Genomic DNA, 19,154 nt, shown 5'->3' with positions numbered 1-19,154 from the left:
GTTTACTGATCGGCCCCGGCCCCCATGGCCTGGAGGCGCCGGGGCTTGAGTACGTGTGAGGCAGGGGCACATGGTGGTGGGGGAAACGCATGTGGTCGACGCGGACCGCAGCGGATCGGGCGTACGGACGGCTGACGGCGGCGTGGTGGCGTTACGCACCGCGGTGGCCCGCCTGGAGCGGGACCTGGCGGCGTACCGCACCGCCTTACCGGACCGCGGTGTCGCGGAGGTCGAACTCGCCGAGCTGGCCCGGCTGGCGGCAGGCAGTCCGCCGCCCGAGCAGCTGCGGCACTCCTTGCTGCTCGTCGCGGCGGCCCTCGGCTCGGTCAGCGCGCTGACGGTCCAACTGACCGTCCTGCGCGAAGCCGTCGAGCACCACCTCGCGCACGACAGGGCCTAGGCAGGCGCCGCACTGCTCAGCGCCAGCGCCAACTCCCTTGCCACCTCGTGCAGTACGGGCACGATCTTCTCGGTGGCCGCCTCCGTGACCCGGCCCGCGGGTCCCGAGATGGAGATCGCGGCGGCCGTCGGGGACCCGGGCACCGTGACGGCCAGGCACCGCACCCCGGCTTCCTGCTCGCCGTCGTCCACGGCGTAACCGGCCTCGCGGATGCGGTCCAACTCGGCGAGGAAGCCGTCCGGTTCGGTGATGGTGCGCTCGGTCGCCGCCGGCATGCCGGTGCGGGCCAGCAGCGCCCGCACCTCGCCCGGCGGGACCTGCGCGAGCAGCGCCTTGCCGACGCCCGTGGAGTGCGGCAGCACCCGCCGCCCGACCTCGGTGAACATGCGCATCGAGTGCCGCGAGGGCACCTGCGCCACGTAGACGACCTCGTCGCCGTCGAGCAGCGCCATGTTGGCGGTCTCGCCGGTCGCCTCGACCAGTTCCGCCAGGTAGGGCCGCGCCCAGGTGCCGAGCAGCCGGGAGGCGGTCTCGCCGAGCCGGATGAGCCGCGGGCCCAGCGCGTAGCGCCGGTTGGCCTGCTGGCGTACGTATCCGCTGGCCAGCAGGGTCCGCATCAGGCGGTGGATGGTCGGCAGCGGCAGCCCGCTGCTCGCCGACAGTTCGCTCAGGCCCACCTCGCCGCCCGCGTCGGCCATCCGCTCCAGCAGGTCGAAGGCCCGTTCGAGGGACTGGACGCCCCCGGCGCGGTCAGCAGACACGTGCGATCCCCTCTGATCCATTCCTCGCGGAAGGTGACTTTCGCTGTGCGGAATCCTACCGCTCTTGACGTCCGGGCGAAGGCTATCCACCATGTCCGTCAACAGAACGTTGAATTCCCCAGCCCGACCGGAGGTCACCCCGTGGACGAACTGGTGCTGCGCTCCACCCGGGTCGTCACGCCGGAAGGCGAGCGCCCGGCCGCCGTGGAGGTCAGGGCCGGCACCATCACCGCGGTCCGCGCGCACGACGCGCCGGTCCCGTACGGCGTCCCGGTCGTGGACTTCGGCGACGACGTCCTGCTGCCGGGGCTGGTGGACAGCCACGTCCACATCAACGACCCCGGCCGCACGGAGTGGGAGGGCTTCGCGACCGCCACCGCGGCCGCCGCGGCCGGCGGGATCACCACCGTCGTCGACATGCCGCTGAACAGCATCCCGCCGACCACGACCACCGCCCACCTGGACGTCAAACGCGCCGCAGCCCGCGGCCGGGTGCACACCGACGTCGGCTTCTGGGGCGGCGCCGTGCCCGGCAACACCGCCGACCTGCGCCCGCTGCACGACGCCGGCGTCTTCGGCTTCAAGTGCTTCCTGCTGCCGTCCGGCGTGGACGAATTCCCGCAGCTGAGCCCGCCGGAGGTGGCGGCCGCGCTCAGCGAACTGAAGGCCTTCGGCGGCCTGTTGATCGTGCACGCCGAGGACCCCGGCACCATCGACAGCGCCCCGCAGCAAGGCGGCCGCCGCTACGCCGACTTCCTCGCCTCCCGGCCGCCGGCCGCCGAGGACCGGGCGATCGCCGGCCTGATCGCGCTGGCCGCCCGGCTCGACGCCCGCGTCCACATCCTGCACCTGTCGTCGGCGTCCGCGCTGCCGCTGATCGAGGCGGCGAAGAAGGACGGCGTCCGGCTCACCGCGGAGACCTGCCCGCACTTCCTGACCCTGACGGCGGAGGAAGTCCCGGACGGGGCAACCGAGTTCAAATGCTGCCCGCCGATCAGGGAGGCCGCCAACCAGGACGCGCTGTGGCAGGCGCTCGCCGACGGCGTCATCGACTGCGTGGTCTCCGACCACTCGCCCTCCACGATCGGCCTCAAGGCGAAGGACACCGGGGACTTCGCCGCCGCCTGGGGCGGCATCTCGTCACTGCAACTGGGCCTGTCGGCGGTGTGGACCGAGGCCCGCCGCCGCGGCCACACCCTCGCCGACGTGGTCCGCTGGATGTCCGCCGGTCCGGCGGCGCTGGCCGGTCTGACCGCCAAGGGCGCCATCGAGGCGGGCCGCGACGCGGACTTCGCGGTGGTCGACCCGGACGCGGTCTTCACCGTCGACCCGGCCCGCCTTCGCCACCGCAACCCGATCACCGCCTACGCGGGCCGCACCCTGCACGGCGTGGTCCGCTCCAGCTGGCTGCGCGGCCGGCGGATCGCCGCCGACGGCGCCGTGGCCGAGCCGCCGGCCGGCCGGCTGCTGACCGCACCGCGGGCGTAGGGGCAGAGCCCCGAACACGGACGAGGGGTGACGCACCGGCGAACCGGTGGCGTCACCCCTCGTGCGCCCGAGGCGGGCCCGGAGCGTACCCGGACGGGTCCGGGACACACCGGGTCAGCCCGGGCGGCCGGGACCGTCAGGCCGCGCGGCGCGCCTTGCGGCGGTAGGCAGCGATGATCTCGGCGTAGCGCCGGCCGCTGCCCTTGATGGTGCGCTTCTGGGTGGTGTAGTCGACGTGGACAAGGCCGAAGCGCTTGTCGTAGCCGTACGCCCACTCGAAGTTGTCCAGCAGCGACCAGGCGTAGTAGCCGGCCAGCGGCACCCCGCGGCGGACCGCGCGGGCGCAGGCCGCCAGGTGCTCGTCCAGGTAGGCGATCCGCTCGGGATCGTCGATCTGGCCGTCGGCGCCGACGGTGTCGCGGTAGGCGGAGCCGTTCTCCGTGACGAAGATCTTGCCCACGCCGTACTCCTCGGACAGCCGGACGAGCAGCTGCTCCAGGCCGTCCGCGTTGACCTCCCAGTCCATCGCCGTCCGCCGGACACCCGGCAGGTAGACCGACTTGGCGTGCGGGGCAGGCCCGGTCGGGTCGTCGGTGATGACGTTGCGGAAGTAGTAGTTCAGGCCCAGCCAGTCCAGCGGGGCGGCGATCGACTCCAGGTCGCCGTCCTTGATGGGCAGCTCCACACCGTAGAGGTCGACCATGTCCTGCGGGTAGCCGCGGCCGTGGATCGGGTCGAGCCACCAGCGGTTGGTGTGGCCGTCGGCCCGGCGCGCGGCCGCGACGTCGGCCTCGCGGTCGGTGGCCGGCTCGCACGGGCTGAGGTTGTTCACGATGCCGACCCGCACGTCGGAGTGTGCGGCCCGCAGCGCCTGCACGGCCAGGCCGTGTCCGACGTGCAGGTGGTACGACGCGCGCACCGCCGCGGTCAGGTCCGTCCAGCCGGGGGCCATGGTGCCCTCCAGGTGGCCGATCCAGGCCGAGCACAGCGGCTCGTTGAGCGTCGCCCAGTCCTTGACGCGGTCGCCGAGCGCCTCCGCGACCACGGCCGCGTAGTCGCCGAAACGTTCCGCCGTCTCACGCTCGGGCCAGCCGCCGCGGTCCTGCTGGGCCTGCGGGAGGTCCCAGTGGTAAAGGGTCGCGTTGGGCGTGATGCCCGCTTCGAGCAGCGAGTCGACCAGCCGGTCGTAGAAGGCCAGACCGGCCGGGTTGACCGCCCCGCCGCCCTGCGGCATGACCCGCGGCCAGGCGATGGAGAAGCGGTACGAGTCGAGGTCGAGGGCCTTCATCAGGTCCAGGTCCTCGGCCGTGCGGTGGTAGTGGTCGCAGGCGACGTCGCCGGTGTCGTCGCCGTCGATCTTGCCGGGGGTATGGGAGAAGGTGTCCCAGATGGACGGGGCCCGGCCGTCCTCGTCCACCGCGCCCTCGATCTGGTAGGCGGCGGTGGCCGCCCCCCAGACGAAATCGGCGGGAAGAGCGCTGAGGTCGTTCACAAGCTGCCTTTCGGAAGGGGTTACTTGACGGCGCCGGCGGTGAGCCCGGCGACGAGGTAACGCTGCAGGAGCAGGAATCCGGCGACGACGGGCAGGCTCACGACGATGGAGGCCGCCATGACCTGGTTCCAGTACACGTCGTTCTGGGTGGCGTACTCGCGCAGGCCGACCGCCAGGGTCCTGGTGGACTCGTTGGTCATGACCGAGGCGAACAGCACCTCGCCCCAGGCCGTCATGAACGCGTAGACGCTCACGGCGACGATGCCCGGGACCGCGGCCGGGACCACGACCCGGAACAGCGCGCCGAGCGGGCCGCAGCCGTCCACCTTCGCGGCCTCGTCGAGATCCCGCGGGATCGAGTCGAAGTAGCCCGCCAGCATCCAGATGGAGAAGGGCAGCGAGAAGGTGAGGTAGGTGATGATCAGGCCGAGCCGGCTGCCGTTGAGCGTGATGCCCGTGCTGTTGCCGATGTTGACGAAGATCAGGTACAGCGGCAGCAGGAACAGGATGCCGGGGAACATCTGGGTGGACAGCACCGTCACGGTGAAGACCTTGCGGCCCATGAACCGGTAGCGGCTCACACCGTAGGCGGCGAAGATCGCCAGGGCCACGGAGAAGACCGTGGCACTGACGCAGACGATCACCGAGTTCACGAAGTAGTGCGCGAGCGGGATCGTCTTCCAGATGTCGACGTACGGCTTGAACGTCAGGCTGTGCGGTATCCACTTGAACGAGCCCTGCACGTCCTGAAGGCTCTTCAGGGACGAGCTGAGCATCACGTACACAGGGACCAGCACGAAGGTCAGCAGCAGGGTCAGGACGACCCGCCGGGTCCACAGGAAGGACTTCGGCTGTGCCATCGGGGACGGCTGCTCGGTGAACCTAGACATCGTTCTCGCTCCTTCCCCTGGAGGTGACCAGCAGGTAGATCGCCGTCACCACGAGCAGGAAGAGCAGCAGCAGGACCGACATCGCCGAGCCGGAGCCGAAGTTCCAGTTGATGAACGAGGACTGGTAGATGTGGATGGAGATCAGGTCCGCCTGGTGCGGCGGGTTCTGGCCGAACATCACGAACGGCGTGTTGAAGTCGTTGAACGTCCACAGGAAGAGCACCAGGACGATTACCTGGTTCACCGGCCGCAGCGACGGCATGGTGATCTTCCTGATCTGCTGCCAGACACCGGCGCCGTCCATCGCGGCGGCCTCGTACAGCTCGCGCGGAATGTTCTGCAGACCGGCCATCAGCGCCAGGAAGGCGAACGGCCAGGACTTCCAGACCGACACGATGACCATGGCCCAGAAGCTGTTGTCGCCGATCAGCCAGAACGACTTGCTCGACGTCAGGTGCAACTGGTCGTGCAGGACGTGGTTCACCAGACCGGTGTCCTGCTGGAACATGAAGGTCCAGGTGATCAGCGCCGCGTACGCCGGCAGCGCGTACGGCACCAGGAAGAGGGTGCGGATCAGGCCGCGGCCGCGGAACTTGTCCTGCAGCAGGATCGCCGCCGCGGAGCCCAGCAGCCAGGACAGCGCCACGGACAGCAGGGTGTAGGACAGCGTCACCCAGAACGAGTGCAGCAGGGCCTCGCCGATCGGCTGGTGGATCTTTACCGCGGCTTTGTAGTTGTCGAAGCCCGCCCAGGGGGCGCTGTTCCAGTGGTGGATGTAGAACAGGGTCAGGTTCTTGAAGCTGATCAGGATGCCGAAGAACATCGGCACGATGTGGATCAGCAGTTCGGCGAGGACGGCGGGCAGCAGGAGCAGGTACGGCAGTCCGCCTTGGCGGAGCCGTTCGACGATACGCGGCCGGAGCCGGCGCCCGGCAGCGGACTTGCCGCTGCTGGGGCCGGCTTCGGGTGCGCGCCTCGGGGGGGCGGTGGCAGTCATGGAGGAGAGCCGATCCTTACGAGGCGGGCATCTGCTGCTGCGCCTTGGTCAGCGCGGCCTTGACGGAGTCGTCCGTCACGGGCTTGCCGGCGGCGGCGTCGGCGAACAGGCTCTTGACGGCGGGACCGACGAGGTTCTCGAACTGGCTCTCGTTGGCCACCTGCGGCAGCGGGGCGGCCGACTTGGACAGCACGCTCGCCAGCACCTTCAGGTCCGGGGTCTGGAAGGCCGGGTCGCTCTGCGCCTCGGTGACCGGCGGGATCGAGCCGTACTTGCCGTTGAGCGTCTTCTGCTCGTCGGTGCTGGTCATGAACTTCACGAACGCCTCGGCGGCGTCCTTGTGCTTGGTGTCCTTGAAGATCGCCATGTTGATACCGGCGACCATCGAGGTCACGCCCGCGTCACCGGTGGCGCCCGCGGTCTGCGTCGGGACCGGCACCACGCCGTAGTCGCCGGGCTTCATGCCGTGCGAGGCGATCGCCGGGGCGGCCGACTGCCACATCATCATCGCGGCCTTGCCGGTGGCGAAGTCGGTGATGGTCTGGTTCTGCACGTACTCGGCGTTGCCCTTGGCCGCGATCTTGTCGCTGGCGATGAAGTCGACGTACTGCTTGACCGCCGCGACCTGCTGCGGGCCGGTGAAGGTCGGCGCGCCCTTGTCGTCGAACCAGCTGGCGCCGCGCTGCTTGGCGAGCACGAAGATGTGGTGGATGTTCTCCGCGCCGTTGGCGCCCTCGACCGCGAGGCCGTAGTGGCCGCCCGTGGTGAGCTTCTTGCCGTCGGCGACCAACTCGGCCCACGTGGTGGGGGGGTTGGCGATACCGGCGTCGGCGAACATCTTCTTGTTGTAGTACAGGCCGTACGCCATCGAGTACAGCGGCACGGCGGCGGGGTCCTGGCCCGCGGCACCGGCGGAGGCGATCGCGGCCGCGGCGAAGCGGTCCTTGCCGCCGATGGTGCCGAACGCGGCGTCGTCCCACGGCATCAGGGCGCCGGTCGCCTGGAGGGAGGCGGACCAGGTGTTGCCGATGTTGAGCACGTCCGGGCCCTGGCCCGAGGTGGCGGCCGCCAAGATGCGGTTGAGCAGGTCGGCCCAGCCGATGACCTCCAGCTTGACCTTGATGCCGGTGGACGCGGTGAACTTGTTCAGCTCGGTGGTCAGGGTGGCCTTGTCGGCGTCCAGGCTGGTGCCCTGGTTGCTCGCCCAGTACGTGATCGTCTGGCCGCTCAGGCTGTTGGCGCCGGCGGTCTTGCCGTCGGTCGACTTGCCGCCGCTTTTGTCGGAGCCCCCGCCACACGCGGCGAGGGTCAGACCGAGCGCGGCCACGAGGGCGGTGGCCGCGAGGAGTCTGCTGGAGGTGCTGGAAGAGCGCATGACGGTTCCCTCTCAGGGGTGGGATCGCTTCAGGAAGTGAACAGCGCCTGTGTCTTAATTCAGGGCGTGATTTAACTTGTGAGAAAAGGTGGCGTCAAGACCTTGTGCAGCGATAGATTCACGCCGGACCCCCCGGGAGGGAGACGAGATGGCTGAGCGAGGCAAGCGCACCGTTCGTGACCTGCGGCGCGGCAACCGTGCATCGCTTCTGCGTCATTTGTATTTCGAAGGTCCCCTGAGCCGCCAGGAGCTGGGCCGGGACACGGGTCTGAGCGCGGGGTCGATCAGTAACGTCGTTGGAGAGTTGATCGCGGACGGCATGGTCGAGGAGGCCGGTGCCGTCGAGTCCGACGGCGGGCGGCCCAGGATCCTGCTGCAGGTCGCCCCGGGCTACGGCTACGTGGTCGGCGTGGACGTCGGCGAGACCCGGGTGCGGGTCGAGCTCTTCGACCTCGCCCTGACCGAACGGGCCGCCGCGGACCTGCCGTTGTCCGACAGCGGCCACGACGTCGACCACGTCGTACGGCTCGCGCTTGACGGTATCGAGACGGTGGTCCGCGAGGCCGGCATCGACGGCAGCGAGGTGCTCGGCGTCGGCATCGGCGTCCCCGGCATCGTCGCCCAGCCCGACGCGCCCGGAGCCGTCCCCGGCGGCGGCGACGGCATCGTCGTCTACGGCCAGACCATCGGCTGGGACGCCGTACCGCTCGGCCGGCTGCTGCGCGCCGGCACCGCCCTGCCGCTCTTCATCGACAACGGCGCCAAGACCCTCGGGCAGGCCGAGATGTGGTTCGGAGCGGGCCGCGGCTCCGACAACGTGGTGATCGCGCTGATCGGCTCCGGCGTCGGCGCCTGCGTGGTCACCAACGGCAAGCCCTACCACGGCGCCAGCAGCAGCGCGGGGGAGTGGGGCCACACCACCCTGCGGGTCGGCGGCCGCACCTGCCGCTGCGGCTCCCGCGGCTGCCTGGAGGCCTACGTCGGCGCCGAGGCGCTGCTCGGCCGCTGGCCCGGCGCGCCCGAGGGGGTCAGCGAGGAGATTGCGCTGGCCGAGCTGATCGCGGCCGCCGACAGCGACCCGGAGGCCGAGGCGCTGCTCGCCGAGGCCGCCGAGTACCTGGGCGCCGGCATCGCCGACCTGATCAACCTGTTCAACCCGCACCGCATCGTCATCGGCGGCTGGGCGGGGCTGATGCTCGGCCCCAAGGTGCTGCCCACCGTCCGCGAGGTCGCCGCCGCCTACGCCCTGCACCACCCCTGCGCCCAGACCTCCATCGAGCTGGGCAGGCTCGGCGCCGACGCGGTCACCGTGGGCGCCGCGACGCTGCCGCTGGCCCGCTTCCTGGACACCGGCGGCGAGCGCCCGGTCGGCCTGCCGGCCCAGGCCGCCGGCGAGCGGCCGAGCGACCCCGGGGCCTTGCGGAACCGAATCGCCCGGGCGGTACGTTGAGCGGACGGCGTCGAGCGCGCCGGTATCGCCCCATTCGCCACCGCACGTCCCAAGGAGTACCGCTGTGACCCTGCAGCAGCAGATCGTCGGCAATGCCATGCAGATGGCCGTCTGCACCCTCAACCCGGGCCAGACGGTCTACTGCGAGGCCGGGAAGTTCCTGTTCAAGACCGCCAACGTGTCCATGGAGACCCGCCTCGGCGGTCCCGGCGCCCGCAATGCCGGCGGCGGCCAGCAGGGCGCCGCGGGCGGCGGCATGGGCGGCCTGCTGCGGCAGGCCATGGGCACCGCGATGCAGGTCGGCCAGCGGGCGCTGGCCGGCGAATCGCTGGCGTTCCAGTACTTCACCGCGTCCGGCGGCGAGGGCACCGTCGGTTTCGCCGGGGTGCTGCCCGGCGAGATGCGTGCCCTGGAGCTGACCGGGTCACGGGCCTGGTTCGCCGAGAAGGACGCCTTCGTGGCCGCCGAGGAGACCGTGCAGTTCGGCATCGCCTTCGCCGGCGGCCGGCAGGGCATGAGCGGCGGCGAGGGCTTCATCCTGGAGAAGTTCACCGGCCACGGCACCGTGATCATCGCAGGGGCCGGCAATTTCATCGACCTCAACCCCGCCGACTTCGGCGGCCGCATCGAGGTCGACACCGGCTGCATCGTCGCCTTCGAGGAAGGCATCCAGTACGGCGTCCAGCGCATCGGCGGCCTGAACCGCCAGGGCATCATGAACGCGGTCTTCGGCGGCGAGGGCCTGTCTCTGGCCACCCTGGAGGGCAACGGCCGGGTGATCCTCCAGTCCATGACGATCGAGGGTCTGGCCAACGCGCTGAAGAAGGCGCAGGGCGGCGACAAGCAGGGGCCGACCGGTGGCCTGTTCTCGACCCACACCGGGTGATCCGGGCAGCCGCCCCTTCCCTCTCATGCTCCTCTCATGTCACGGTGCGGTGACAGCTCCCCGATCGACCGGCGGCGGCCCACCACCCGGCGGGTAGCGTGCTGATCGCGGTCTCCATCCACCGCACCATCCGGGCAGCACCATCCGGCAGCACCGTCAGGAAGGACCGCGATCCTCCGTGTACCGCTGGGAGACCACCAGGACCGCGCTCGCACAGCGGGTCTTCGCCACGATCCGCGGCCGGACCTACGACCAGGCGGCCGCCACCGCGGACACGCTGCTCTCGGCCGGGCTGACCACCCTGGAGGTCTCGCTGACCACGCCCTTCGCGCTGGAGTTGGTCACCACGCTGGTCCGCGAGGTCGGCGACGACGCGGTCATCGGCGCGGGCACGGTGGTCGACGAGATGTCCGCCAGGATGGCCGTCGACGCGGGCGCCCGCTTCCTGCTGGCGCCGAATCTGGACGAGGCGGTCCTGCGCACCGGCCACCGCTACGGCGTGCCCGTCTTCCCCGGCGTCGCCACCCCGACCGAGGCGGTGCGCGCGATGGAGCTGGGCGCGGACGCGCTGACGCTCTACCCCGCGTCCGCGCTGACCCCGCGCTGGGTCGCCGATCTGCGCCTGATCCTCCCGCAGGCGCCGCTCATCCCGATCGGCGGCGTCACCGTCGCGGAGGCCCCCGAGTGGGTCGCCGCCGGCGCGGTGGCGGTGGGCATGGGCTCCGCGCTCACCGACGGCGACCGCCCGACGGTCACCAAGCGCCTCACCGACCTCCTCGACCGCCTCAGTGACCCGACCTGAGCACCGCCTGCCAGGGCCCGGGGATCACCGGGGCGCGGGCGGGTGCCCGACGACCTTGTGACCCCCTCAGGAGCGGCATCGTGACCTACGCGGAAACCGGCCTCACCGCCGCCATCGAGCAGCTCACCGGAACGAGCCTGTCCGCACTGCCCCGCGAGCAGCTGGACGGCATCGACCAATACCACGCCGGCGGTGCCGAGGCGGTCGACCGCCTGATCCCGCACCTGGCGCTCACCCCCGGATCGACCGTGCTGGACGTCGGCTCCGGGCTCGGCGGCCCGGCCCGCCAGATCGCCAGGACCACCGGCTGCCACGTCGTCGGCGTCGACATCACCCCCGCCTACGTGGACGCCGCCCGTGCCCTGACCGAAGCCGCCGGCCTCGCCGAACGGACCACTTTCCTCTGCACCGACATCGGCGCCCTCGACCGCACCGGCTTCGACGCCGCCTGCACGGTCCACGTCCAGATGAACATCCCGGACAAGAAGGCCTTCTACGCCGAGATCGCCCGCCGCCTGCGCCCGGCGGCCCGCCTGGCCGTCTTCGAGGTCTGCGGCGTCCCCGCCGCCACCGCGCCCCTGCCCCTTCCGTGGTCCCTCGACGGCACCGACAGCCACCTGGCCACCCCCGAGGAACTGCGCGACACGATCCGCGCCGCCGGCTTCGACCTCCTCGACTGGACCGACGAGACCCCCTGGGCCCGCGCGTGGTTCGACGCCCTGGGCCGCCGCCTCGCCGCCGGTTCGGCCGCGCCCGCCCTCCCGTCACTGCTCACCGACGGTCCCACCCGCATGCTCAACTTCGCGATCGCCCTCGCCACGGGTGCGGTGACCGTCCACCGGGGCACGTTCGCCGTTCCCACGTGAGGTGTTCGCCCGCAGGGGCGGGGAACCGCGCGCCCGACCGGGGAGTTGGGAGAGCAGGACGCGACCGCAAGGGGGCAGCCGGATTGGGACCCGTCGAGGACCTGGGCGCGGAGGGATTCCGCGAGGACCCGTACCCCACCTACGCCCGCCTGCGGGCGAAGGGCCCGGTCCACCGGGTCAGGACCCCCGAGGGCGAGACCGCCTGGCTCGTCGTGGGCCACGAGGCGGCCAGGGCCGCGCTGGCGGACCCCCGACTGGGCAAGGACTTCCGCAGGTTCAGCCCGGACGCCCGCGCGCTGCCGGCCAACGCGAACATGCTGAACGCCGATCCGCCCGAGCACACCCGGCTGCGCCGCCTGGTGGCAAGGGAATTCACCCCGCGCCGGGTGGCGGCGCTCCAGCCGCGCGTGCAGCAGCTCACCGACGAACTGCTGGACGCGGCCCTGCGCGAACCGACCGCCGACCTCGTCGACGCCCTGGCCTTCCCGCTGCCCATGATGGTGATCTGCGAACTGCTCGGCGTCCCCGACCTCGACCGCAAGGCCTTCCGCGGCTGGTCCAACGACTTCGTGAGCGGCAACGGCGAGGCCGAATGGCGGGCGGCGCAGGCCATGTCGGCGTATCTGACGGAGCTGATCGAGGACAAGCGCTGCGGCGGGCCGGCCGACGACCTGCTGAGCGCGCTGATCAGGACGCGCAACGAGGACGGCGACCGCCTCTCGCCCGACGAACTCACCGGCATGGCCTTCCTGTTGCTCGTGGCGGGCCATGAGACCACCGTCAACCTCATCACGAACGCCGTGCTGGGCCTGCTCCGGCACCCCGACCAACTCGCCGCGCTGCGCGCGGACCCCGCGCTGATCGACGGCGCGGTCGAGGAGGCACTTCGCCACGAGGGGCCGGTCGAGACCACCACCTGGCGTTACGCCACCGAGCCGATGACCATCGCGGGCACCGTCGTACCGCCGGGCGACTCCGTCCTGATCTCGTTGGCCGCGGCCGACCGCGACCCGGAGCGTTTCCCCGCACCCGACACGTTCGACATCCGCCGTCCGGCGCAGGCCAACCTCGCCTTCGGCCACGGCATCCACTACTGCCTCGGCGCCCCGCTCGCCCGCCTGGAGGCCCGGGTCGCCATCTCCACGCTGCTCGCCCGCGCCCCCGAACTGGCCCTGGTACCCGAACCGCTCACCTGGCGCCCCGGCCTGATCGTGCGCGGCCCCACCCGGCTGCCGGTCAGCTTCGGGTAGCCGGCGACGGGTCCCGACCGGGGGCGGAAGGCCGGTGCCCTTCGCGGACCGGCGGTTCGCCCGCCGGCCGCGGCAGTCGGGCGGGGACGGGTCGCATGCCGCGCGCCCCGGCGGGGAGTCCGCCGGGACGCGCGTCCTGCTCTTGTGCGCTCTCAGGTGCCTCTCGGCTGGGTCCTCAGGCGAGGTAGTGCACGGTGCCGTGCAGGGCCTTGGTCGACCCTTCGCAATACTGCGTGTAACGCAGGCTGATGGCGGTCACGAGACCGTCGGCGCCCGTGCGGATCGCATCGACGGTGAAGGACCCGGTGGAGGTGTTGCACCCCCGGCTGTCGCCGCTCGCGTCCAGCAGCGCGAGACCGGGTTTCATGACATTGCCTGCCTGGTAGGTGCTCCCGGCCTTCAGGGTGGTGCCCGCCGGGGGTGCGATGTCGACCCGCCACGTGTCGCGCTTGCCGGACACCGGCACGCTGACCTCGCCGCCGGGCTCGTCGTTGATCAGCCGGAAGGTGCTGGTCGATCCGGTGTAGGAGTTGCTCAGGCCCGCACCGATGTAGTCGGCGGTCCCGTCGCTCTTGTACGAGTAGCTCAGGGGCAGCGCGTGGTATTTCACGGTGCCGGTGAGCGCCGGCGCGGTAGCGGAGTCGCAGCGCTGGGTGAACGACGCGTCGAACACGGTGACGGCGCCGGAGGCGTCGGTCTCCAGCTGATCGACGGAGAACTGGCCCCACACGATGTTGCAGCCGCGGCTGTCGCCCGAGATGGACAGGCCGGGATCCCTGCCGGTGGCGAAGCCCACCCGCTCCGCGTCACGGTAGACGCCGGGGCTCAGCAACTGCCCCGTGGGCGGACGGAATTCGGCCTCCCAGTATTCCGCTCCCTGCTTGATGTCCATGCGCAGGTAGTCGGCGTGGCTGCCGAAGTCGATGGCCGCGGTCGGGGCGGTGAAGGTCGCGCTCTGCCCGAGCCCCACCGGCTCTCCGGCCGTGCTGGTGTAGCTGAACGACGTCACACCCGTCGCGGTGGCCGCCGCCGCCGGGGCGGCTGAGACCGCCGCCCCTGCGACGGCGGCCACCGCTGCCAGCGCCATCACCGCGAATGCGGCGCCCCCCGCGGCACGCCAGCGCCTCAACCATGCACGCATACAACAACTCCCCCTGTGTTGTTCGTAGTTGACGGCATATGCCTTCCCGGCAAGGGGAGATCCACGCAGGTTGCCCCGCCCGGTCCGGTAGCGCGACGCCACCGCGAAGGGCTGCCACCCCCGTTCGGGGCCGGTCGACCACGCCCGCGGCCCCCGCAGCCGCGCCAGCACCCCGCGGGGAGCGGCGGGCCCGGCCACGTAAAATCAGCGGGCCCGGGGGAGTACCCCCCACCCAGCCTGGAGGCACTCGTGCTGCTCGCCGTACCCGGTTCGAAGTCCGTGACGGCACGCGCGCTGTTCCTCGCGGCGGCGGCCGAGGGGGAGAGCGTCCTGCGCAAACCCCTGCTCTCGGACGACACCGACGGCTTCGCGCAAGGCCTGGAAGACCTCGGCTACGACGTGCGCCGCGCAGCGGACGAGTGGCGGATCACGGGCCGCTCCGAAGGCCCGTCCAGGCCCACCGCCGAGGTGGACTGCCGGGACGCCGGCACCGCGGCCCGCTTCCTCCCGGCCCTGGCGTCGGCCGCGACGACCGGCACCTTCCGCTTCGACGCCTCACCCCAGATGCGCCGCAGGCCCGTGGCCCCGCTCACCGACGCGCTCCGCGCGCTCGGCGTGGACCTGGTGCACGACGAGGCCGAGGGCCACCTCCCGGTCACGGTGCGGGCGGCCGGGATGAAGGGCGGCGAGGTGGTGCTCGACGCGAGCCTGTCGTCGCAGTTCCTCACCGCGCTGCTGATGACCGGGCCGCTGACCGCGGAGGGCCTGCGTATCAAGGTGACCGGCATCGTGTCGGTGCCGTACGTCGAGATCACCCTCGCGATGATGCGCGACTTCGGCGTGGAGGTGACCCGCGAGGGTGACACCTTCGTCGTACCGCCCGGCGGCTACCGGGCGACGGACTACGCGATCGAGCCGGACGCCTCCGCGGCCAGCTACGTCTTCGCGGCCGCGGCCCTGGCGGGCAGGACCGCCACGGTCCCGGGCCTGGGCGAGGGCGCCCTCCAGGGCGACCTCCGGTTCGTGGAGGTGCTGCGCGCCATGGGCGCCGACGTGGAGATCGGGCCTGACGCCACGACGGTGACCGGCACCGGGCGCCTGGCCGGCGTGACGGTCAACATGCGGGACATTTCCGACACGATGCCCACCCTCGCGGCGATCGCCCCGTTCGCGGACGGGCCGGTGCGGATCGAGGACGTGTACAACACGCGCGTCAAGGAGTGCGACCGGCTGGACGCGTGTGCGGAGAACCTGCGGGCACAGGGCATCGCGGTCGAGACCGGCCGGGACTGGATCGAGATCAGGCCGGGCACGCCGGCTCCCGTGGAGATCGCCTGCCGGGGCGACCACCGGATGGCGATGAGCTTCGCGGTGGCGGCCCTGCGGACGCCGGGCACGACCTTCGACGACCCGGAGTGCGTGAAGAAGACCTTCCCGGGCTTCCACGATTTCTTCGCGGGAGTGCGCGAGGGCTGGGGCGTCTGACCGCGCCGGGCGGCGTACGGCGACGCGCCCGAGAAGGGCCCCGTTCAGCAGAACCGTTTTACCGGATATGCCCCGATTTAGGGTGATTCCCGTTCGCTCCCCGAGCATGAAAGGGATCACCCGTGCGTATCCGTACGACCTTCGCCGCCGCCTGCGCGGTGGGCATCGCGCTGTCCTTCTCCGTGTCGGCCCACGCGGCCGACGGCCAGTTCTACTACACCTACGGTGATCACCAGGTCGGCGTGCTGGACAGCCCGCAGAGCCAGGAGTGCATCACGCTGCCCGAGGTCGCGGACCAGAACGTGGCGCCCGCCAACGCGCCCTTCAACGCGACGGAGTCGGCGGCCACCGTCTTCACCGGCCCGGACTGCACCGGCGACTACTTCACGCTGCGCGCCCAGGGCAAGCCGGCCTCCTCGCGCCTGCTCCTGCGCTCGGTCGTCTTCTCCTGACCCGCCCACCCTGAGGCCGGTGCCGCCCGACGGCACCGGCCCCCGCGCCCGCGCGGTCCTGGGTGACCGATCGAGTGCGTCCCCGCACCGCTGCTGGCCCGGATCCGATCAGATGACGAACGAGCCGTCCGGCCCGCCGATCCGGCGGAGCGCCTCCAGGGGATACGGGGTCTGCCTGCTCTCGAAACGGAACCGGCGGTAGTAGTCCGTCATCACGGCGGCGATCGGGGCGTAGCGGGTGAGGATCGCCGCGACCTGCGGCGGGATCCCCGTCGGAGGTTCCCCTCTGGCGCAGGCGTGGACGAACGCGCCGCGCTCGTCCCCCTCGTAGCCGTACAGGGCAGTGACGAGCCAGATCACCAGGTGGGTGACGGTGTAGCAGCGGTCGTAGGTCCGGTGTTCGGCGAAGAAGCCGGCCTCCTCCTTCGACAGGTCGAACCGGGAGGAGATCGCGAGGCCGTAGTCCGTGAAGAACAGGCGCTTGCCGTCGGTGAGGATGTTCTGGAAGTGGCCGTCGAAATGCAGGAGTCCGCGGGCGTTCATGAACGAGGTTCCGGCCTCGAGTTCCCTCGCCACCATGGTGCATGCCTGCTCGGCCGTGTCGTCGTCGGCTTTGACCTGGACGTCCAGCCAGTCGTGCAGGTTCTGCGGGATGTACTCCAGGAACAGCGCGACGCTCGCCGAGGAGTCACGCAGCGCCTCGATCCGGTGGCGCACCTGCGGTCCGCCTCCCCAGTAGGCGACAGCCTTCTCCACGTCGGCCAGTTGCTCGGGCAGCACCTGCCCGGGGTGCGGCAGCACCCGCCAGTGGTACATCAGGGGAAAGCCCTCATGGTCCTGCGCGAGCACCCAGTTCGTCGTCATGGTGTGCACGGCCAATTCCCGCCAGGCCCCCCATCCCGGGCTTCCGGGGACCCCGAGGCCGGGATGGAAGAAGGTCGGTAGCCCGAAGAGGTTCGCCGTGGACCGGACGTTCTCCGGCTGCCTCTCCAGATCGGTCAGCGGCACCCGCTTGACGAAGACCGGGGTCCCGCCGACCTCCAGCAACGCCGAGGTCCCGCCGATGCCGGCACCCATCGGCGCAGCCGTATCCACAAGGTCGCGCAGTTCACGGTCACTGCACAGCGCCAGCGATGTGGAGACGGCACTGCAGGCCGCCAACCGCGCACCACGCGACGCGTCGAAACTCTCGATGGCTGACGGACGGAAAGCCGAGTTGGTCGGGCGGGTGCTCACCAGGGGAGCGGGCCGTAGCCGCCGTCGCCGTCGCCCTCGGTGGTCCAGATGTGGCCCCACAGGATTCCGGACGGTCCGTCGGCGGGCAGAGTGGCCAGGTGCACGCTGGGCTCGGCTCCCTGGGCCGCCGGGCGCACGCCCCGGTGGTCGTTGAAGTCCGTGGCGGTGAAACCGGGGTTGGCGGCGTTGACCTTGATCGGGGTGTCCCGCAGCTCCTTCGCGTACATGGCGGTCAGCATGTTGACCGCCGCCTTGGACGACGGATACTGCGCCGAGGGAGGCATCCGGCTGACCTGCCTGTTCGGCTCGGTCTGCGAGGAGATCGAGCCGACCTCACTGGAGACGTTCACGATCCGCGCGGCCTCGGCGCGGCGCAGCAGCGGAAGCATCGCGTTGGTCACCGCGACCACCGCGAAGACGTTGACCTCGTATACCGCCCGCATGTCCTCCAGCGACGTCTCGCTCGGCGAGCCCCCGCGGCGCGAGAGGGAGGCCGTTCCCGCGTTGTTGACCAGGATGTCCAGGCGGCCGTACTCCGCCTCGATCCACGCCGCCGCCCGCCCGACGGACTCCCCGTCGGTCACGTCCAGCTGGACGAAACGGGCGTCGGCTCCGTCCTTGCGCAGCGACTCCTCGGCCTCCCGGCCGCGCGCCTCGTCCCGCGCACCGACCAGGACGGTCACGCCCAGCGCTGCCAGCTGCCGGGCCGTCTCGAACCCGATTCCCTTGTTGGCCCCGGTGATCAGAGCGATTTTCGGCGTCATGCCTCAACGCTACGCCGGTCGCCCTGCGCCTGCCGTCGGTCAGAGCGGGGCGACCACGGGTTCGTGGTCGAGCGCGATGCCGAAGTCGTCGCGGTAGGCCGGCAGGATCTCGCCGTCACCCAACTCCCGCTCCTCCCGGCCGCCTTCGTCGTCGGTCAGCACCAGCTTGCGCCCGCTGAGGGTCACCCGGCCGGTCTCGGTCTGCCGGGAGCAGACCAGCGACTGCCGGAAGAGCGAGGTCGGCGAGGTGCGCTGCCACCAGCAGGTCGCCTCGAAGTCGCCGAGCGCGCGCGGGCGCTGCTCCAGCCGGTAGGCAGGGGCGCCGTCGCGCGTGACGTCCAGGTCGCCGTCCGGCGCCTCGGTGATACGGAAGACGCCCCCGGGCTCGTGCTGCTCGGCCCGGCTGCCGTAGTCGAGTGGGTAGTGGCTGTGCCGCCCGAAGCCGACGTCCGCCAGCCACGGCCCGCCGCCGTCCGCGGTCGTGACCCGCAGCGCCAGGTGGTCGTACGGCGGCCCCAGTTGCTCGCCGTCACCGAAGACCCGCGCCGCCAGCAGGTCCACCCCGAAACCGAGTGAGCGCAGCAACGCGCCGAACAGACCGTTGAGTTCGTAGCAGAAGCCGCCGCGCCCGCCGCCGACGACCTTCTCGAAGAGCGCCTCCTCGGTCAGGACGATGTCCTGCCCGAGGTGGATCGACAGGTTCTCGAACGGCACGGCCAGCAGGTGCCGCCGCTGGAACGTACGCAGCGCCTCCGCGTCGGCGGTGGCCGGGCGGGCGGCGCCGATACGGCGGAGGTAGGCGTCGGCCTGGGGGGAGTCCATGGGACCTTTCTACGCCGTGCCGGGACCCGGCGTGTCCGGCGGCAGCGGGAAGAGCCGGGCTACCACGGCGACGGGCACGGCGTCCGCCGGGCGCGCGGCGGGGTGGTCGTCACGGTCCCGGAAGCGGACCAGCAGACGGCGGACGCCGGCGGCCACTTCCGCGGTCTCCGCCGGGGTGAGGTGCGCGACCGCGCTGAAGGACTCGTCGTGCCGCCACTGCGGCGGCGCCTGGTGCAGCTCGGCGAGCCGTCGCCGGTAGGCCGCGTCCTCCAGGTCGCGGGTCAGCGCGGTGAAGCCGTCGGGCACAGTGGCGGGCTCCCAGCGCAGCCGCCAGGGCCGCGGGCCGCCCCGGCCGGGGGAGTGCGGCGCCTCCTCGATCAGCCCGTGCCGGGCGAGCTGCCGCAGATGGAACGAGCACAGCCCGGAGCTGTGCCCGAGCCGGGCGGCGGCCTGGGTGGAGGTGACCGTACCGGCCTCGGCGAGCAGGTCGAGCAGTGCGATCCGTATCGGGTGGTCCGGCAAGTCGCGCCGGGGGCCGGTCGGGTGGGCCGCTGTCCGGTCCTGGCGGTCGTCGCTCATTTGCAAAGAGTGCTACTT

The 19,154-nt window shown here is 71.5% G+C and carries 19 protein-coding genes; 9 read left to right on the top strand and 10 right to left on the bottom strand.

The features are described from left to right. Positions 1-70: 70 nt before the first annotated feature. Positions 71-400, top strand: a complete 330-nt coding sequence (locus tag BUE44_RS19550; protein ID WP_073500212.1) for a DUF5955 family protein — start codon at positions 71-73, stop codon at positions 398-400. Here BUE44_RS19550 and BUE44_RS19545 read toward each other — a convergent pair. Continuing rightward, positions 397-1,182, bottom strand: a complete 786-nt coding sequence (locus tag BUE44_RS19545; protein WP_073500210.1) for an IclR family transcriptional regulator — start codon at positions 1,180-1,182, stop codon at positions 397-399. The genes BUE44_RS19550 and BUE44_RS19545 overlap by 4 nt on opposite strands. 120 nt (positions 1,183-1,302) lie before the next feature. On the opposite strand from BUE44_RS19545, the gene allB reads away from it, so the two are divergent. Continuing rightward, entirely contained in the window at positions 1,303-2,649 is a 1,347-nt protein-coding gene (allB, locus tag BUE44_RS19540) for an allantoinase AllB (protein WP_073500208.1), read from the top strand. Between the two features lie 136 nt (positions 2,650-2,785). Here allB and BUE44_RS19535 read toward each other — a convergent pair whose 3' ends face one another. The 4 genes from BUE44_RS19535 to BUE44_RS19520 are packed head-to-tail and all read right to left on the bottom strand — an operon-like array spanning position 2,786 to position 7,403. Further along, positions 2,786-4,141 (bottom strand): GH1 family beta-glucosidase, encoded by a 1,356-nt coding sequence (locus BUE44_RS19535; protein WP_073500206.1) that lies wholly within the window; start codon positions 4,139-4,141, stop codon positions 2,786-2,788. 20 nt (positions 4,142-4,161) lie between these two features. Beyond that, complete coding sequence (locus tag BUE44_RS19530) at positions 4,162-5,001, bottom strand: carbohydrate ABC transporter permease (protein WP_073500204.1); 840 nt, start codon at positions 4,999-5,001, stop codon at positions 4,162-4,164. Positions 5,002-5,023: 22 nt separating this feature from the next. Continuing rightward, complete coding sequence (locus BUE44_RS19525; RefSeq protein ID WP_073500198.1) at positions 5,024-6,028, bottom strand: carbohydrate ABC transporter permease; 1,005 nt, start codon at positions 6,026-6,028, stop codon at positions 5,024-5,026. A gap of 16 nt (positions 6,029-6,044) precedes the next feature. Next, positions 6,045-7,403: an ABC transporter substrate-binding protein gene (locus BUE44_RS19520; protein ID WP_073500196.1), complete on the bottom strand. Its 1,359-nt coding sequence runs from the start codon at positions 7,401-7,403 to the stop codon at positions 6,045-6,047. A gap of 148 nt (positions 7,404-7,551) precedes the next feature. Between BUE44_RS19520 and BUE44_RS19515 the strand changes: the two genes are divergently transcribed. The 5 genes from BUE44_RS19515 (at position 7,552) to BUE44_RS19495 (ending at position 12,657) form a co-directional block, all read left to right on the top strand. After that, positions 7,552-8,853, top strand: a complete 1,302-nt coding sequence (locus tag BUE44_RS19515; protein ID WP_073500194.1) for an ROK family transcriptional regulator — start codon at positions 7,552-7,554, stop codon at positions 8,851-8,853. A gap of 64 nt (positions 8,854-8,917) precedes the next feature. After that, positions 8,918-9,739, top strand: a complete 822-nt coding sequence (locus BUE44_RS19510) for an AIM24 family protein (protein ID WP_073500191.1) — start codon at positions 8,918-8,920, stop codon at positions 9,737-9,739. Between the two features lie 178 nt (positions 9,740-9,917). Next, positions 9,918-10,541, top strand: a complete 624-nt coding sequence (locus BUE44_RS19505; protein ID WP_073500189.1) for a bifunctional 4-hydroxy-2-oxoglutarate aldolase/2-dehydro-3-deoxy-phosphogluconate aldolase — start codon at positions 9,918-9,920, stop codon at positions 10,539-10,541. A gap of 80 nt (positions 10,542-10,621) precedes the next feature. Beyond that, positions 10,622-11,407, top strand: coding sequence for an SAM-dependent methyltransferase (locus BUE44_RS19500; protein ID WP_073500187.1), 786 nt, complete (start codon positions 10,622-10,624; stop codon positions 11,405-11,407). A gap of 83 nt (positions 11,408-11,490) precedes the next feature. After that, a complete protein-coding gene (locus BUE44_RS19495; protein ID WP_073500184.1) occupies positions 11,491-12,657 on the top strand; it encodes a cytochrome P450 family protein in 1,167 nt (388 codons plus the stop codon). A 175-nt stretch (positions 12,658-12,832) separates the two neighbouring features. On the opposite strand, the gene BUE44_RS19490 is transcribed toward BUE44_RS19495, so the two are convergent. Beyond that, positions 12,833-13,798, bottom strand: a complete 966-nt coding sequence (locus tag BUE44_RS19490; protein ID WP_143172531.1) for a hypothetical protein — start codon at positions 13,796-13,798, stop codon at positions 12,833-12,835. 249 nt (positions 13,799-14,047) lie between these two features. Between BUE44_RS19490 and aroA the strand changes: the two genes are divergently transcribed. Then, positions 14,048-15,283, top strand: a complete 1,236-nt coding sequence (gene aroA, locus BUE44_RS19485) for a 3-phosphoshikimate 1-carboxyvinyltransferase (RefSeq protein ID WP_407640035.1) — start codon at positions 14,048-14,050, stop codon at positions 15,281-15,283. Between the two features lie 122 nt (positions 15,284-15,405). Beyond that, on the top strand, positions 15,406-15,735 hold the full coding sequence (locus BUE44_RS19480; RefSeq protein ID WP_073500182.1) for a hypothetical protein: 330 nt from the start codon (positions 15,406-15,408) through the stop codon (positions 15,733-15,735). A gap of 108 nt (positions 15,736-15,843) precedes the next feature. Here the strand turns inward: BUE44_RS19480 and BUE44_RS19475 are convergent, their stop codons facing one another. The 4 genes from BUE44_RS19475 to BUE44_RS19460 are packed head-to-tail and all read right to left on the bottom strand — an operon-like array spanning position 15,844 to position 19,136. Further along, positions 15,844-16,929, bottom strand: a complete 1,086-nt coding sequence (locus BUE44_RS19475; RefSeq protein WP_073500305.1) for a protein kinase family protein — start codon at positions 16,927-16,929, stop codon at positions 15,844-15,846. A gap of 38 nt (positions 16,930-16,967) precedes the next feature. After that, entirely contained in the window at positions 16,968-17,735 is a 768-nt protein-coding gene (locus BUE44_RS19470) for an SDR family oxidoreductase (RefSeq protein WP_073500180.1), read from the bottom strand. Positions 17,736-17,774: 39 nt separating this feature from the next. Next, positions 17,775-18,557, bottom strand: a complete 783-nt coding sequence (locus BUE44_RS19465; RefSeq protein ID WP_073500178.1) for an arylamine N-acetyltransferase family protein — start codon at positions 18,555-18,557, stop codon at positions 17,775-17,777. A 9-nt stretch (positions 18,558-18,566) separates the two neighbouring features. Beyond that, positions 18,567-19,136 (bottom strand): helix-turn-helix domain-containing protein, encoded by a 570-nt coding sequence (locus BUE44_RS19460; RefSeq protein WP_073500176.1) that lies wholly within the window; start codon positions 19,134-19,136, stop codon positions 18,567-18,569. Positions 19,137-19,154: the final 18 nt, after the last annotated feature.

Source organism: Actinacidiphila paucisporea (assembly GCF_900142575.1).
Taxonomy (GTDB): domain Bacteria; phylum Actinomycetota; class Actinomycetes; order Streptomycetales; family Streptomycetaceae; genus Actinacidiphila; species Actinacidiphila paucisporea.
This window is presented reverse-complemented; position numbering and strand designations above follow the sequence as displayed.